Origin of the sequence: Streptomyces sp. 1331.2, assembly GCF_900199205.1 — a bacterium.
Taxonomy (GTDB): Bacteria; Actinomycetota; Actinomycetes; order Streptomycetales; family Streptomycetaceae; genus Kitasatospora.
Genome location: NZ_OBMJ01000001.1, coordinates 1,180,103 through 1,195,089, shown reverse-complemented (window position 1 = coordinate 1,195,089; position 14,987 = coordinate 1,180,103). Strand labels below are relative to the sequence as shown.

12 protein-coding genes are annotated in these 14,987 nt (G+C 71.9%); 5 read left to right on the top strand and 7 right to left on the bottom strand.

The genetic code is table 11. The annotated features are described in order from the left end of the window. Positions 1-24: 24 nt before the first annotated feature. The 6 genes from CRP52_RS05110 to CRP52_RS05085 form a co-directional block, all read right to left on the bottom strand. Complete coding sequence (locus CRP52_RS05110; protein WP_097235292.1) at positions 25-318, bottom strand: hypothetical protein; 294 nt, start codon at positions 316-318, stop codon at positions 25-27. Between the two features lie 96 nt (positions 319-414). Next, positions 415-1,659, bottom strand: a complete 1,245-nt coding sequence (locus CRP52_RS05105; RefSeq protein WP_097235291.1) for an XdhC family protein — start codon at positions 1,657-1,659, stop codon at positions 415-417. 184 nt (positions 1,660-1,843) lie between these two features. Next, entirely contained in the window at positions 1,844-3,325 is a 1,482-nt protein-coding gene (locus CRP52_RS05100; protein WP_097235290.1) for an NCS2 family permease, read from the bottom strand. A gap of 255 nt (positions 3,326-3,580) precedes the next feature. Further along, positions 3,581-5,947 carry a xanthine dehydrogenase subunit D gene (pucD, locus tag CRP52_RS05095; protein ID WP_097235289.1) on the bottom strand — a complete coding sequence of 789 codons (2,367 nt, stop codon included), beginning with the start codon at positions 5,945-5,947 and terminating at the stop codon, positions 3,581-3,583. Next, on the bottom strand, positions 5,944-6,429 hold the full coding sequence (locus CRP52_RS05090) for a (2Fe-2S)-binding protein (protein WP_097235288.1): 486 nt from the start codon (positions 6,427-6,429) through the stop codon (positions 5,944-5,946). The genes pucD and CRP52_RS05090 overlap by 4 nt, the downstream gene beginning before the upstream one ends. Further along, positions 6,426-7,313 (bottom strand): FAD binding domain-containing protein, encoded by an 888-nt coding sequence (locus CRP52_RS05085; RefSeq protein ID WP_097235287.1) that lies wholly within the window; start codon positions 7,311-7,313, stop codon positions 6,426-6,428. Before CRP52_RS05085 ends, CRP52_RS05090 begins: the two co-directional genes overlap by 4 nt. Positions 7,314-7,668: 355 nt before the next feature. Between CRP52_RS05085 and CRP52_RS05080 the strand changes: the two genes are divergently transcribed. After that, on the top strand, positions 7,669-9,261 hold the full coding sequence (locus CRP52_RS05080; RefSeq protein ID WP_097235286.1) for a PucR family transcriptional regulator: 1,593 nt from the start codon (positions 7,669-7,671) through the stop codon (positions 9,259-9,261). 205 nt (positions 9,262-9,466) lie between these two features. On the opposite strand, the gene CRP52_RS05075 is transcribed toward CRP52_RS05080, so the two are convergent. Further along, the gene (locus CRP52_RS05075; RefSeq protein WP_257032294.1) at positions 9,467-10,546 is read right to left on the bottom strand and encodes an alpha/beta hydrolase; all 1,080 of its coding nucleotides are present in this window, start codon (positions 10,544-10,546) and stop codon (positions 9,467-9,469) included. A 371-nt stretch (positions 10,547-10,917) separates the two neighbouring features. On the opposite strand from CRP52_RS05075, the gene CRP52_RS05070 reads away from it, so the two are divergent. Genes CRP52_RS05070 through CRP52_RS05055 form a run of 4 tightly spaced genes read left to right on the top strand, consistent with a single transcriptional unit; the run spans position 10,918 to position 14,967 of the window. Continuing rightward, a complete protein-coding gene (locus tag CRP52_RS05070; RefSeq protein ID WP_373560545.1) occupies positions 10,918-11,931 on the top strand; it encodes a substrate-binding domain-containing protein in 1,014 nt (337 codons plus the stop codon). Next, the gene (locus CRP52_RS05065; protein WP_097235283.1) at positions 11,928-12,974 is read left to right on the top strand and encodes an ABC transporter permease; all 1,047 of its coding nucleotides are present in this window, start codon (positions 11,928-11,930) and stop codon (positions 12,972-12,974) included. The genes CRP52_RS05070 and CRP52_RS05065 overlap by 4 nt, the downstream gene beginning before the upstream one ends. A gap of 8 nt (positions 12,975-12,982) precedes the next feature. Further along, positions 12,983-13,864 carry an ATP-binding cassette domain-containing protein gene (locus tag CRP52_RS05060; RefSeq protein WP_373560456.1) on the top strand — a complete coding sequence of 294 codons (882 nt, stop codon included), beginning with the start codon at positions 12,983-12,985 and terminating at the stop codon, positions 13,862-13,864. Beyond that, positions 13,861-14,967: an ROK family glucokinase gene (locus tag CRP52_RS05055; RefSeq protein WP_097235282.1), complete on the top strand. Its 1,107-nt coding sequence runs from the start codon at positions 13,861-13,863 to the stop codon at positions 14,965-14,967. The genes CRP52_RS05060 and CRP52_RS05055 overlap by 4 nt, the downstream gene beginning before the upstream one ends. The last annotated feature ends 20 nt before the right edge of the window (positions 14,968-14,987 follow it).

The window sequence follows — 14,987 nt, the reverse complement described above, 5'->3', positions numbered from 1 at the left end:
AGCTCGCGTGAACGTGAACCGTCGCTACCGGCTGAGCCGGGACAGCCCTTCGCGCAGGTCGTCGGCGTTCATGCAGATGTGAAGCTGGACATCGGCGTCGAGCTGGAGCCAGAACGGCTCGCAGGTGGCCACCACCGCGGCCTCGTCCGGGACGTCGACGACGAAGAGCATGGCCCGGCGGCCGTCGCGGGCGAAGAAGTACGCCGCCTCCGGCTTGAGCCGGCCCATGATCTGCTCGACGACCGGGCCGACCGAGCCGTCGGCGATGAGCTTGTTGGAGGCTTCGGTGCCGAGGGTGACTTCCAGCAGGGCGCGCATGGTCCCCGCTCCTTTCCCGGGCTCGGGGCGAGTCCGCAACTCCAGCGTCCCGCCGCCCCGGTGGCCACGCAACGTCACCCGATGGCGACCCTGTGGTCACGCAGCGTGCGGTGAACGGCGTGCGGCGGGCTCCTCCGAAACGGCGGCCACGTCGGAAGCGGAGACGTCGGCGGCGGAGAGGTCGGCGCCGGAGACCTCGGCCACCGTCCCGTCGTGGTGGATCGGCCCGTCCCCGGCGCTCAGCGGCAGGCAGCTGCCGCCGCGCCGGTGGGCGATGATCTCGGCGGCGACCGAGACGGCCGTCTCCTCGGGGGTGCGGGAGCCCAGGTCGAGACCGATGGGGGAGCGCAGCCGGGCCAGTTCGGTCTCGGTGAGTCCGGCCTCGCGCAGCTTGGTGTGGCGGTCCCGGTGGGTGCGGCGCGAGCCCATGGCGCCGACGTAGTCGACCGGCAGCCGCAGGGCGCGTTCCAGCAGCGGGATGTCGAACTTGGCGTCGTGGGTGAGCACGCAGAGCACGGTGCGTCCGTCGATCCGGTCGAGCTGGGAGTCCAGGTAGCGGTGCGGCCAGTCGACCACGACCTCGTCGGCCTCGGGGAAGCGGCGGGTGGTGGCGAAGACGGGCCGGGCGTCGCAGACGGTCACGTGGTAGCCGAGGAACTTGCCGATCCGCACCACCGCGGCGGCGAAGTCGATCGCCCCGAAGACGAGCATCCGCGGCGCGGGCACGTAGGACTCGACGAAGCAGGTGACGGTGCCCCGCTCGTGTTCGTCGCACGGGCGTCCGTCCAGCCCGAGGATGATCCGGCCGGTGCGCCCGGTCTCCAGCATCGCCCGGGCCTGAGCGACGACGGCCCGCTCCAGGCCGCCGACCACGGACGGGCTGGGCGAGAGCGCCCCGGTGTGTCCGTCGGCGGTGACGGACAGGGTAGCCCCGAGCAGTCCGGCGGGCCCGGCGATCACCCGCGCGAGCGCGACCGGTGTGCCGGCGGCGATGTGGGCGATCCCGGCGTCCAGCCCGGTGTCGGCCCCGGGCACGACCGGCTGGACGAAGACGTCCAGGATCCCGCCGCAGGTCAGCCCGACCGCGAAGGCGTCCTCGTCGCTGAACCCGAAGCGTTCCAGCACCGGCTCGCCGCTCTCGATGGCGGCCTGGCACAGCTCGTACACCGCGCCCTCGACGCACCCGCCGGAGACGCTGCCGACGGCCTCCCCGTCCGTGTCCACGGCCAGGGCCGCCCCGGGGTCGCGCGGAGCGCTGCCGGAGACGCCGACCACGGTGGCCACGGCGAAGGAACGCCCGGCCGCGTGCCAGGCCTGCAGCTGCTCGGCGATGTCCTGCATGGCGGTGGCTCCTTACACGGTTCGACAGTAGCGGGGACGCCGCCGTACGGGAAACGGTCCCGTACGGCGGCGGTGGTGCTAGGGCGGTGCCGGGTGGTGCTGGGCGGTGCCGGGTGGTTCTCAGGTGGTGCTCAGCCGGTACCCGGCCCGGTCGGTGGCCGAAGGGCGGGGCCCGGAGGGACGCTCAGTGCACGCCGAGCCAGGACTTGATCGGCGTGAGCGCGAAGTACAGCACGAACACCCCGGTGAGGATCCACATCAGGACCCCGGGCTCGCGCCAGCGCCCGACGCCGGCCTTGATGACCGTGTACGAGATCACGCCGGCCGCGACGCCCGCGGTGATGCTGTAGGTGAACGGCATCAGGGCGCAGGTGAGGAAGGCCGGGATGGCCACCTCGCGGTCGGACCAGTCGATGTGCCGGGCCTGGCTCATCATCATCGAGCCGATGACGACCAGGGCGGCGGAGGCCACCTCGACCGGGACGATGCCGGCGATCGGCGAGAAGAACAGCATCAGGGCGAAGAGTCCGCCGGTGACGGTGGAGGCGAGGCCGGTGCGGGCGCCGTCGCCGACGCCGGTCGCGGACTCGACGAAGACGGTCTGCCCGGAGGCGCCGGCCAGGCCGCCGATCGCGCCGCCGGCGCCGTCGATGAACAGCGCCTTGGACAGTCCGGGCATCCGGCCCTGCTTGTCGGCCAGTCCGGCCTCGGTGCCGACGCCGATGATGGTGGCCATCGCGTCGAAGAAGCCGGCCAGGACGAGGGTGAACACCGCGACCGAGGCGCTGATGGCGCCCATGCCCCGGCCGCCGAAGGCGCCGAACAGGTCGACGTGACCGAACAGGCTGAAGTCGGGTGCGGAGACCGGGCTGCCGGGCCACACCGGGATGGAGTTCTTCCAGGCTGCGGCGGGTACGTGGGCCACCTGGTTGACGATCACCGCGAGCACGGTGCCGCCGGCGATGCCGATCAGGATGGCGCCGCGGACGCCGCGGGCCATCAGCACGAAGATCGCCAGCAGGGTGACGCAGAAGATCAGGACCGGCCAGCCGGCCAGGGCGCCGGCGGGGCCGAGCGACAGCGGGGTGGGGCCGCCGGTGTGCATGAAGCCGGCCTTGTAGAGGCCGATCACGGTGACGAACAGGCCGATGCCGATGGTGATGGCGTGCTTGAGCGGCAGCGGGATGCCGTTCATGATCTTCTCGCGCAGCCCGGAGACGACCAGCAGCACGATCAGCAGGCCGTAGATCACGCACAGGCCCATCGCCTGGGCCCAGGTGGTGTGCGGGACGACGAGCGCGGAGACGGCGCCGGAGACCGAGAGGCCGGCGGCGAGGGCGAGCGGCACGTTGCCGACCACGCCCATCAGGATGGTGGTGACGGCCGCCGCCAGCGCGGTGGCGGTGGTCAGTGCGGCGTGGTCCAGCTTGACGCCGGTGACGTCCGCGCCGCTCAGGATGAGCGGGTTGAGCAGGATGATGTACGCCATCGCCATGAACGTGGTGAGTCCACCGCGCAGTTCGTTGGCGAGCGTCGATCCCCGGGCCGAGATCTTGAAGTAGGCGTCCAGCGCGCTCTTCGGGTGGGGGTCCGTGGACGTCGGGTGGGGGACGTCCGCGGCGGGTCTGTCTTCGGTGGTGCCGGGCTCCGTGGGGATCCTGGGCATGTCCACTCCCAAGTGTCAAAGGGGGTTGGGGTGGGCGAGCCGACCTGACTACCGGCGCATGAGCGGCATAGGGGGACGTATCGACTCACTGTGGGGGCACTCGAACAAGGGCAGTGCCGGCGGTGCTCTGAGGGTGGTGCGCACCGCTGCTGACCCCGGCGTGGGCAGGGCAGCGGACGTGTGGGGGTGCGGGGGAGCGCCCCCGGGGCGGCGGGGAAGACGGTCACCGCCCCGGGGAAGCCTGAACTGCCGGGCTCAGCCGGGCTGTTCGGTGGTCAGGTGCTCCGGCCGGACGGGGATCCGGTTGAGCGCGAGACCGGTGGCGTTGCGGATGGCGGCCACGATGGACGGCGTCGCCGAGACGGTCGGCGCCTCGCCGACCCCGCGCAGCCCGTACGGCGCGTGGGGGTCGGGCAGTTCGAGGACCTCCACCGGGATCGGCGGGGTGTCCAGGATGGTGGGGATCAGGTAGTCGGTGAAGGAGGCGTTGCGGACCTTGCCGTCCCGCACGATGATCTCCTCCATGACCGCGAGGCCGAGCGCCTGGGTGCAGCCGCCCTGGATCTGGCCGACCACGGAGAGCGGGTTGAGCGCCTTGCCGACGTCCTGGACGGCGGTGAGCTCGACCACCTTGACCAGGCCCAGCTCCACGTCCACGTCCACCACGGCGCGGTTGGCGCAGAAGGTGTACTGGACGTGGCCGAAGCCCTGGCCGGTCTCCTTGTCGAAGGCCTGGGTGGGCCGGTGGTGGTGCTCGCGGGTGAGGTCGATGGCCTCGTCGCCGAGCAGGTCCACCATGGGGACGAGCACGCCGGCGCTCTCCGAGACGACCTTGCCGCCGGCCAGCGTGATGTCCTTGTGGGTCCAGCCGTAGCGCCGGCGACCCTTCTCGATCAGCTCCCGCTTGACGGCCTCGGCGGCCAGCTTCACCGCGCCGCCGGTCATGTACGTCTGGCGCGAGGCCGAGGTCGAACCGGCCGATCCCACCTCGGTGTTGGCCGGGTGGATGGTGACCTGTTCGACGCCCAGCTCGGTGCGGGCGATCTGGGCGTGCACGGTGACGCCGCCCTGGCCGACCTCGGCCATCGCGGTGTGCACCATGGCGACCGGCTCGCCGCCGATCACCTCCAGCCGCACCCGTGCGGTGGAGTAGTCGTCGAAGCCCTCGGAGAAGCCGACGTTCTTGATGCCGACCGAGTAGCCGACGCCGCGTACGATCCCCTCGCCGTGCGAGGTGTTGGACAGCGCGCCGGGCAGCTGGCGCACGTCCAGGTGCTCGGTGTCCAGCGGCGGCGGCAGCGGCATGTCCTTGGCTCGCTGCAGCAGTTCGGCCACCGGCGCGGGCGAGTCGATCTGCTGGCCGGTGGGCATGAAGTCGCCCTCGGACATCGCGTTGAGCTGCCGCAACTCGACCGGGTCCATGCCGAGTTCGGCGGCCAGCTTGTCCATCTGCGACTCGTAGCCGAACGCGGCCTGCACCGCGCCGAAGCCGCGCATCGCCCCGCAGGACGGGTTGTTGCTGTACAGCGCGATGGCGTGCATCTTCACGTTCGGGATCACGTACGGGCCGTGCCCGAGCGAGGCAGCGTTGCCGACCACGGCCGGTGAGGCGGAGGCGTAGGCGCCGCCGTCCAGCACGATCCGGCAGTCGGCGAAGACCAGCTTGCCGTCGCGGGTGGCGCCGTGCTCGTAGTGCATCCGCGCCGGGTGGCGGTGCACGTGGCCGTAGAAGGACTCGTCCCGGGAGTAGACGATCTTGACCGGCTTGCCGGTGTGCTGGGCCAGCAGGCAGGCGTGGATCTGCATGGAGATGTCCTCGCGGCCGCCGAAGGCGCCGCCGACGCCGGCCAGGGTGAGCCGGACCTTCTCCTCGGGCAGGTCGAGCACCGGGGCCATCTGCTCGCGGTCCACGTGCAGCCACTGGGTGGCGATGTAGAGGTCGATGCCGCCGTCCTCGGCGGGCACGGCCAGGCCGGACTCGGGGCCGAGGAAGGCCTGGTCCTGCATGCCGACCTCGTAGTCGCCGCTGACGATGACGTCCGCCAGCGCCCGCACCTCGTCGGTCACGCCGAGGCCGGAGACCAGCTTCTGCTCGTGGCAGATGTTCCCGTACGCGTGCGACTTGTACTCGTGCGGCTCGTGGACGTAGCCGTGGGTCTCCGGGTCGAGGCACTGCTCCTCGGTGACGATCGGGGTGAGCACCTCGTACTCGACCTTGATCTTCTTCACCGCACGGCGGGCCGTCTCGGGGTGGTCGGCGGCGACCAGCGCGATCGCCTCGCCGTGGTACCGGATCTTGTCGATGGCCAGGGCCGGCTGGTCCTGGATCTCCAGGCCGTAGTACTTCGAGCCGGGGATGTCCTCGTGGGTCAGCACCGCGTAGACGCCGGGCACCTTGAGCGCCTCGGAGATGTCCACCGAGAGGATGTTCGCCCGGGGGTGCGGCGAGCGCAGCGCCATACCCCACAGCATGTCCTCGTGCCACAGGTCCGAGGAGTACGCGAACTCGCCCTTGACCTTCAGGTTGCCGTCCGGGCGCAGCGGCGAGCCGCCGATGCCGTCCTTGGACGCCTGGTTGATGTTCTGCAGGTTCTTCTGGCCCTGGATCGTGCGGGTGCTCATGCCGAACCCTTTCCGGCGCACTTGCGGGCCGAGGCGAGCCGCACCGCGTCCATGATCTTCTCGTAACCGGTGCAGCGGCACAGGTTGCCGGACAGCGCCTCGCGGATGTCGTTGTCGCTGGGCTGGGCGTCCTGCTCCAGCAGGGCGTCGGTCTGCACCAGCAGGCCGGGGGTGCAGAAGCCGCACTGCACGGCGCCGGCGTCGACGAACGCCTGCTGGACCAGGCCCAGCTCGCCGTCCTCCCCGGCCAGGCCCTCGACCGTACGGACCTCGCGGTCCTGCACCTGGCCGGCCGCGACCAGGCAGGAGCAGACCGGGACGCCGTCCAGGTAGACCGTGCAGGAACCGCATTCGCCCTGCTCACAGGCGTTCTTCGAACCCGGCAGGCCGACCCGCTCGCGCAGCACGTAGAGCAGGCTCTCGCCCTCCCACACGTCGTCGGCCTCGACCGGCTTGCCGTTGGCGGTGAAAGTGACCCTCATGCCGCGCTCCTGATCTGCTTGCTGTAGTCGTTCCAACACCAGGTGAGGGTGCGGCGGGCCATCACGGCCAGGGAGTGGCGGCGGTAGTCCGCCGTGCCCCGGACGTCGTCGATCGGCGAGGCCGCGGCCTTCACCAGCTCGCCGAAGCGCTGGACCACCTCGGCGCCCAGCAGCTCGCCGGACTCCCAGAGCCCGCGCTCGGCGAGCACGCCCTGCAGGTACTCCTCGGCCTCGACGGCGCGGCGCGGCGTGGGGGCAGCCGAACCGATCCCGGTGCCGACGGTTCCGTTCTTCGGGTGGAGGGCGAAGCCGAACGCGCAGACCGCGATCACCATCGCGTTGCGGGTGCCGATCTTCGAGAACTGCTGAGGGCCGTCCGCCACCGGGATGTGCACCGCCCGGATCAGCTCGTCGGCCTCCAGGCTGTTGCGCTTCACCCCGACGTAGAACTCGTCGATCGGGATCATCCGGGTGCCGCGCACCGAAGCCGCCTCCACGAACACGTCCCGCCCGGCCGCCAGCAGCGCGGGGTGCGCGTCACCGGCCGGGGAGGCCCCGCCGAGGTTGCCGCCGACGCCGCCGCGGTTGCGGATCTGCGGCGAGCCGACGGTGTGCGCCGCCAGGGCGAGGCCGGGCAGCGGCCCGGACAGCTCGTCGATGATCCGGCTGTACGGGACCGAGGCGCCGAGCTTGACGACGCTGCCGTCGTTGGACCATTCGGTGAGCTCGGTGATGCGGTTCAGGTCGAGAATCGCGGATGGCCGGTGCACGTCGAAGTTCATCTCGACCATGACGTCCGTACCGCCAGAGATGGGCAGCGCGGTCGGGTACTCAGCCTTCGCCGCGAGTGCCTCGTCCCACGTGGCGGGCCGAAGGAACTCCATGCGGGTGTCTCCTCAAGTCGTCGCCCGCCGGGTGTCCGGCGGCGTGTCGCCCAGTGAACTCCTGTGACGCGGCCCACTGGCAGTCACCGATGGCATGAAGCCCCGGCTGTGGTCCCGCCCGGCATCCTGTACGTTCCTCTAAGGAACAGAATGTCGCAGTCCAGTCGTTCGCAGGGCGCCACCTACGACCGTAATCCGGCCGTGACGGACGGGCTACGGGCCCGTGATCCGGCCGCCCGCTGGTACGTAACGCCGAGCACTGATGTTCGGGCACACTGTGTCCCCCGGACCGAAGGCCCGGACCCCCGTTCCCCCTCCTCTTTCCCCGATCCAGCCCCCCGTAAGGAGTCTGCGGATGCGCGTCCGTGACCTGCTCGCCCCCGGCGCCCCGCGACTGCGCCTGCTCGCGGCCGAGGAAGAGCTGGACCGGCAGGTCAGCGGCGTGATGACCACGGACCTGCAGGACCCCGGCCGGTACCTGCACGGCGGCGAGCTGGTGCTCACCGGCATGCTGTGGCGCACCGTCCCGGCCGACTCCGAACGCTTCGTGCGGACCCTCGCGGCCGGCGGCGCCGTCGCCCTGGCAGCCGGCGAGGCCGAGGTCGGCCCGGTGCCCGAGGACCTGGTCGAGGCCTGTCGCCGGCACCGGATGCCGCTGCTGGCCGTGCCCGACGACATCGCCTTCGGCACCGTCACCGAGTTCATCGGCCGCCAGGTCTCCGCCGACCGCGCCGCCGACCTCGCCGCCCTGGTCGACCGGCACCGCCTGCTGGTCTCCGCCGCCGGCGGCGGCGGGCTGGACGCGGTGCTGGACCTGCTCGGCGGCGACCTCGACCTGGACTGCTGGGTGCTCGCCCCCACCGGCACGGTGATCGCCGGCCCCGCCGACCGGCTCTCCGCCGCCGACCGCGACCAGCTGGTCCGCGCCCACCTCGCCGCTCAGCGCCAGCGCCGCCGCCCCCCGCACCGGGCCCGCCTGGCGGCCGGCTCCTACTCGCTGCTGCCCGCGGCCGCCTCCGCCGAGCACGAGATGCCGCTGGCCGACTGGATGCTCGCGATCGCCGGCGACATCACCGAGTGGACCACCAAGCGCCAGCAGCTCGCCGAGAACCTGGCCCGCCTGGTCGCCGCCGAGCGCCACCGCCGCGACGAGGGCCGCCGGCTGCGCCGCCGCCTCGCCGACGAGGTGCTCGCCCTGCTGCGCCGCGACGCCGACCCGGCCGAGATCAGCCGCACCCTGTACGCCTCCTCGGCGATGGCCGCCCGCTACGAGAACGCCGAGGCCAAGTCCCAGGCGGAGGAGGGGTCCTGGCTGGTGCTCAGCGCCGAGGGCACCGGTCTGCCGGAGGGCACCGTCCGGGCCGTCCTGGAGGAGGCGCTCGGCGTCGGCACCGACCGGGCCCTGGTCGCCGGGACGGGCACCGGCGCCGTCGTGGTGCTGCCCGCCCCGGACAACCCGGTGCCCGCCGACGCCCTGCGCGACCTGCTCGCCCCGCTGGAGGCCGGGCTCGGCTCCGAGGGCCGGATCACCCTCGGCGTCTCCGCCCCCGCCTCCGAGGCGGGCGGCCTGCGCGGCGCCCTGGAGGAGGCCCGGCACGCCCGCCGGATCGCCGGCTCCCGGGTCGGCCGGGTCTGCGTCGCCGGCCCCGAGGAGCTCGCCTCGCACGTGCTGCTGCTGGCCGCCGTCCCGGACGAGGTCCGCCGGGCCTTCCGCAGCCGGCTGCTGGACAAGGTGATCGCGTACGACATCGAGCACCAGGCGGACCTGGTCCGCACCCTGGAGGCCTTCCTGCGCTCGGACGGCTCCTGGACCCGCTGCGCCGCGCAGCTGCACGTCCACGTCAACACCCTGCGGTACCGGATCGGCCGGATCGAGGAGCTGACCGGGCGGGACCTGTCCCGGCTGGAGGACCGGGTGGACTTCTACCTGGCGCTGGAACTGGCCTGACGAGCGGTACGACGGACGGCTGGGCCGGTCGGTCACGACGGACGGTCACGACGGCCGGTCGGTCACGAGGGTCGGCCGGTCATGACGGTCGGTCACGAGGGGCGGTACGACGACGGGGGCCCGCCGCGATGGTGTTCGCGGCGGGCCCCCGTCGTGCTGCGGCGGTGCGCTACTGCGCTACTGCGCTACTGCGCGGGGATGGTCGTCACTGCGCAGGGATGATCGAGGTCAGCCAGGTGAAGGCACCCGGCACCATCTTCTTCCACATCTCGGTGGTGTGCGGGCCGGTGCCCTCCTCCACCTGGACGGTGGTCGGGGCCTTGGCCGCGGTGCGGATCGCCTCGCCGTCCTCCAAGCCGTCGCCCTTGGCGCCGCTGATGAGCAGGGCGACCTTCGGCGGCTGCTGGGCGGCCTTGAGGATGTTGACCGGGTTGTTGGCCTCGCGCAGCTTCGGGTCCTTGCCGACCAGCGAGTCCTTCTCGGTCGCCGGGTCGTTGTAGCCGGACATCGCGATGGCGGCCCGGTAGCGGTTCGGGTGGGCCAGCGACAGCTTGGCCGCGCAGTGCGCACCGGCCGAGTAGCCGGCGATCGCCCAGCGGTCCGAGGACGGGTCGGCGCGGAAGTTGTCCAGCACCATCTGCGGGACGTCCCGGGTGATCCAGGCGTCGGCGTTGATCTTGCCGGGGACGTCGGTGCAGCCCGCGTCCTGGCTGCTGCCCAGCAGCAGGGTGCGCGGCGAGACCAGGATGAACGGGGCGACCTTGCCCTGCTGCATCAGCGGCTTGAGCTGCTCGGAGACCTTGAGCGTGCCGTACCAGGTGGAGGAGGAGCCCGGGAAGCCCGGGATCAGCTCGACCACGGGGAACTTCTTGTCCTTGTACGCCGGGTCGTTGTACTGCGGCGGCAGCCAGACCAGCACCTCGCCGTCGACGCCGGACACCTGGCCCTTGAGCTCGGTCTTCTGCACGTCGTTGGGGACCGCCGGGTCGTTCACGCCGCCGAAGCTCTGCTTGACCTTCGGGAGCTCCTTGGCCGCCTCGCCGCCCGCTCCCGCCCCGCCGGGCGCGTCCGCCGGCGGCACCGGCGGCACCGCGCGGACGTGGTTGCCGGTGCCGAGCAGGTCGTCCCAGTTGCCGTAGATCAGGTTGGCGTTGTTGACCATCACGAAGACCATCAGGACGGCCGTGACCTGGCAGAACATGATCATGACGATCCGGGTGAGGGTCTTCACCGGCTGCGGGCCGCCGACCTTCCCCCAGAACAGCAACGCCACTGTGATGGACACCGGCACAAGGATGACGGTGAGGAGGAAGAATGGCGTACCTGTCAGTTCCATCGAGTTCTTCTCGTATCCGGGTCGCTGGCCGCCCGGGCCCCAGTCGCCCGAACGCACGTCAATGGCATCAGACGGCCGGTGACGGATGATCGGTTGCCGTCCGATTCTGAGCGGAACCTGAGAGGAACATCACGTCTCCGTGATGAACCCCTTTCGGATCGGCGCCTAGTCTGTCACCCGGACGGAGGTCGTCCGGACCAGATGTTCAGCGAACTTCCAGGAAAGGTCCCCCGCGGCACCTTACCTCCCGCGTCGCTCGCACCGCTGGGCGAGGCGGTGCGAGCCCGCGCGACCGGGCCAGGGAGACTATGGGGATGAGCATCACCCGCTTTCGCCCGTCCCGCCGCTTCTGGCCCGTGTGCGCCGTCCTGGCACTCGCGGTCACCGCGGCCGGTTGCAGCAGTACCGGAGGCAGACGCGCCGAGGAGGCCCGCGCCAAGGCCGCGGCCGCCGGCGGCAGCGCCGTCACCACCCCGCGTTGGAAGGTCGCCATGGTGACCCACGCCGGAGCCGGCGACGCCTTCTGGGACACTGTGCGCAAGGGCGCCGAGCAGGCCGCCGCCAAGGACAACATCACCTTCCTGTACTCCAACGACGCGCAGACCCAGAACCAGGTCCAGCTCGTCCAGGCCGCCATCGACCAGAAGGTCGACGGCCTGCTGGTCACCCTCGCCAAGGGCGACGCGATGGCCGACGTCCTCGCCAAGGCCAAGGCCGCCGGCATCCCCGTGATCACCATCAACTCCGGCCAGGAGTACTCGCAGAAGTTCGGTGCGCTCACCCACATCGGCCAGGACGAGTCCACCGCCGGCCAGGCCGCCGGCACCGAACTCTCCTCCCGCGGGCGCAAGAACGTGCTCTGCGTCATCCACGAGCAGGGCAACGTCGGCCAGGAACAGCGCTGCTCCGGCGCCCAGGCCAAGGCCGGCGGGGCGTTCCAGGTGCTCTACGTCAACGGCGTCGACATGCCCGACGCCCGCGCCGCGATCTCCGCCAAGCTCCAGGCCGACCCGGCCATCGACACCGTGCTCACCCTCTCCGGCCCGATGGCCGCCACCGGACTCCAGGCGATCCAGGACGCCCACCGCACCGTCGAACTGGACACCTTCGACCTGGGCCGGCAGGTGGTGTCCGGGCTCAAGTCCGGCAGCGTCGGCTTCGCCGTCGACCAGCAGCCCTACCTCCAGGGCTACGAGGGCGTCGACCTGCTCTGGCTCTACCGGTCCAACCTGGACATGCTCGGCGGCGGCAAGCCCGTCGAGACCGGCCCGCAGATCCTGACCAAGGACAACGCCGACGCGCTCGCCGAGTACGTCGCGAGGGGGACCAGGTGAGCACCACCGACCTCCTCGCCCAGGACGGGCTCGGCCAGGACCGCCCGGCGGCCGTGCGGCGGCTCCTCGCCCGCCCCGAACTGGGCTCGTTGATCGCCGCCGTCGCGGTGTTCGCGGTCTTCGCCGTCGCCGCCGAGCCGTTCCTGCGGCCCTCCTCGCTGGGCACCGTGCTCTACGCGGCGTCCACCATCGGGATCATGGCGGTGCCGGTGGCGCTGCTGATGATCGGCGGCGAGTTCGACCTCTCGGCCGGCGTGCTGGTCACCACCGCCGCGCTGACCTCCTCGATGGTCTCGTACCAGTTCACCGCGGTGACCTGGGTCGGCGTGCTGGTCTCGCTCGCGACCACGCTGGCGATCGGCTGGTTCAACGGCTTCATGCTCGGCCGCACCAAGCTGCCCAGCTTCATCGTCACGCTCGGCACCTTCCTGATGCTGACCGGCGCCAACCTGGGCGTCACCAAGGCGATCTCCGGGACGGTCTCCACCAAGTCGATCTCCGACATGGAGGGCTTCGCCGCCTGCCGCTGGCTGTTCGCCTCCGAGGTCTCCGTCGGCGGACTGACCATCAAGGCCACCGTCTGGTGGTGGCTCGGCCTGCTGGCGGTCGGCAGCTGGGTGCTGCTGCGCACGACCTTCGGCAACTGGGTCTTCGCCGTCGGCGGCGACGCGGACGCGGCCCGCGCGGTCGGCGTGCCGGTCGCCCGGACGAAGACCCTGCTCTACCTGGGCGTCGGCTTCGGTGCCTGGGTGCTCGGCCAGCACCTGCTGTTCTCCTTCGACACCGTGCAGTCCGGCGAGGGCGTCGGCAACGAGCTGATCTACATCGTCGCGGCCGTCATCGGCGGCTGCCTGATCACCGGCGGCTACGGCTCGGTGGTCGGCTCCGCGCTCGGCGCGCTGATCTTCGGCATGGCCAGCAAGGGGATCATCTACGCCCAGTGGAACCCGGACTGGTTCAAGTTCTTCCTCGGCGCGATGCTGCTGCTGGCCGCGCTGCTGAACGCCTACGTCAAGCGCCGGGCCGAGCGGGGGCCGCGATGAGTGAGGCCATGGGTACCGAGCCGATGGGCACCGAGCCGATGAGTACCGAGCCGATGGGTACCGAACTGCTGTCCCTCGACGGTGTCGGCAAGAGCTACGGCACCGTCCGGGCTCTCCAGGACGTCTCGCTGACCCTGCGGGCCGGCGAGATCAGCTGCGTGCTCGGCGACAACGGGGCCGGCAAGTCCACCCTGATCAAGATCATCGCGGGGCTGCACCGGCACGACGAGGGCCGCTTCACCGTCGGCGGCGAGGAGGTCCGCTTCGACTCTCCGCGCCAGGCCCTGGACCGCGGCATCGCCACCGTCTACCAGGACCTCGCCGTCGTCCCGCTGATGCCGGTCTGGCGCAACTTCTTCCTCGGCTCCGAGAAGGGCAGGCGCCGCTGGGGCGGACTGCGCCTGGACGCCGACGGCATGCGCGCCACCACCCGCGACGCACTCGCGAGGATGGGCATCGACCTGCACGACGTCGACCGCCCGATCGGCACCCTCTCCGGCGGCCAGCGCCAGTGCGTGGCGATCGCCCGCGCGGTGCACTTCGGAGCCAAGGCGCTGATCCTGGACGAGCCCACCGCCGCGCTCGGCGTCAAGCAGTCCGGGGTGGTGCTCAAGTACGTCACCGCCGCCCGCGACGCCGGGCTCGGCGTGGTGCTGATCACCCACAACCCGCACCACGCGTACCTCGTCGGCGACCACTTCACCCTGCTCAAGCGGGGGCGGATGGCGGGCAGCCACCCCCGCGCCGAGATCGGTCTGGAACAGCTCACCACCGAGATGGCCGGCGGCTCCGACCTCGCCGAGCTCTCCCACGAGCTGGCCCGACCCTCCGTTCCCGACTCCGTCACCGACTCCGATCCCGACTCCCGTGAGGAGCGTCCGCAGCCGTGACCAGCCCTCAAGGCAGCACCCGGCCGCCCGTCCTGCCCACCCTGCTCGGCCTCGGCCCGCGCGCCGAGCGCCGCCGCCGCGCCCTGCCCGCGGGGATACTGCGGCTGCCCACCATCGGCGTCGACATCGGCGGGACCAAGGTCGTCGCCGGCGTGGTGGACGGCGAGGGCAAGGTGCTGGAGAAGCTGCGCACCGACACCCCGGACAAGAGCAAGAGCCCCAAGGTGGTCGAGGACGTCATCGTCGAGCTGGTGCTGCAGCTCGCCGACCGGCACGACGTCCACGCCGTCGGCATCGGCGCGGCGGGCTGGGTCGACGCCGAGCGCTCCCGGGTGCTCTTCGCCCCGCACCTCAACTGGCGCAACGAGCCGCTCCAGCAGGCGCTCAGCGAGCGGCTGCGGTTCCCGGTGATCGTGGAGAACGACGCCAACGCGGCCGCCTGGGCCGAGTGGCGCTTCGGCGCCGGGCGCGGCGAGGACCACATGGTGATGCTCACCCTGGGCACCGGCATCGGCGGCGCGGTGGTCCGCGACGGGTACGTCGACCGCGGCAAGTACGGCCTGGCGGGCGAGTTCGGGCACATGCAGGTGCTGCCCGGCGGCCACCGCTGCCCGTGCGGCAACCGTGGCTGCTGGGAGCAGTACTCCTCGGGCAACGCGCTGGTGCGCGACGCCCGTGAGCTGGTCGCCGAGGAGTCCCCGGTGGTGCAGCCGCTGCTCGCCCGGGCGGGCGGCACGGTCGAGGGCATCACAGGCCCGCTGGTCACCGAGGCCGCGCGGGAGGGCGACCCGGTCGCCGTCGAGCTGCTCTATGAGGTCGGCACCTGGCTCGGCGTCGGCATCGCCAACCTGGCCGCCGGGCTCGATCCGGGCCGCTTCGTCATCGGGGGCGGCGTCTCCGAGGCCGGCGACCTGCTGCTCGGCCCGGCCCGGGACACCTTCCGCCGCACCCTCACCGGCCGCGGCTTCCGCCCCGAGGCCGCCATCGTGCACGCTGCCCTCGGCAACGAGGCCGGCCTGGTCGGCGCCGCCGACCTCGCCCGCCAGGTGGCCCGGCGCTTCCGCACCATCAAGCGGCGGCGGGTGGAGCGCAGCGCGCTGTAGGGGCGGCGTGCCGTTCGGGG

What these genes read in the sequence shown, in the direction of transcription:
- CRP52_RS05110 (WP_097235292.1), bottom strand. Translation starts at nt 318, where the DNA reads ATGCGCGCCCTGCTGGAAGTCACCCTCGGCACCGAAGCCTCCAACAAG.
- CRP52_RS05105 (WP_097235291.1), bottom strand. Translation starts at nt 1,659, where the DNA reads ATGCAGGACATCGCCGAGCAGCTGCAGGCCTGGCACGCGGCCGGGCGT.
- CRP52_RS05100 (WP_097235290.1), bottom strand. Translation starts at nt 3,325, where the DNA reads ATGCCCAGGATCCCCACGGAGCCCGGCACCACCGAAGACAGACCCGCC.
- pucD (WP_097235289.1), bottom strand. Translation starts at nt 5,947, where the DNA reads ATGAGCACCCGCACGATCCAGGGCCAGAAGAACCTGCAGAACATCAAC.
- CRP52_RS05090 (WP_097235288.1), bottom strand. Translation starts at nt 6,429, where the DNA reads ATGAGGGTCACTTTCACCGCCAACGGCAAGCCGGTCGAGGCCGACGAC.
- CRP52_RS05085 (WP_097235287.1), bottom strand. Translation starts at nt 7,313, where the DNA reads ATGGAGTTCCTTCGGCCCGCCACGTGGGACGAGGCACTCGCGGCGAAG.
- CRP52_RS05080 (WP_097235286.1), top strand. Translation starts at nt 7,669, where the DNA reads ATGCGCGTCCGTGACCTGCTCGCCCCCGGCGCCCCGCGACTGCGCCTG.
- CRP52_RS05060 (WP_373560456.1), top strand. Translation starts at nt 12,983, where the DNA reads ATGGGTACCGAGCCGATGGGCACCGAGCCGATGAGTACCGAGCCGATG.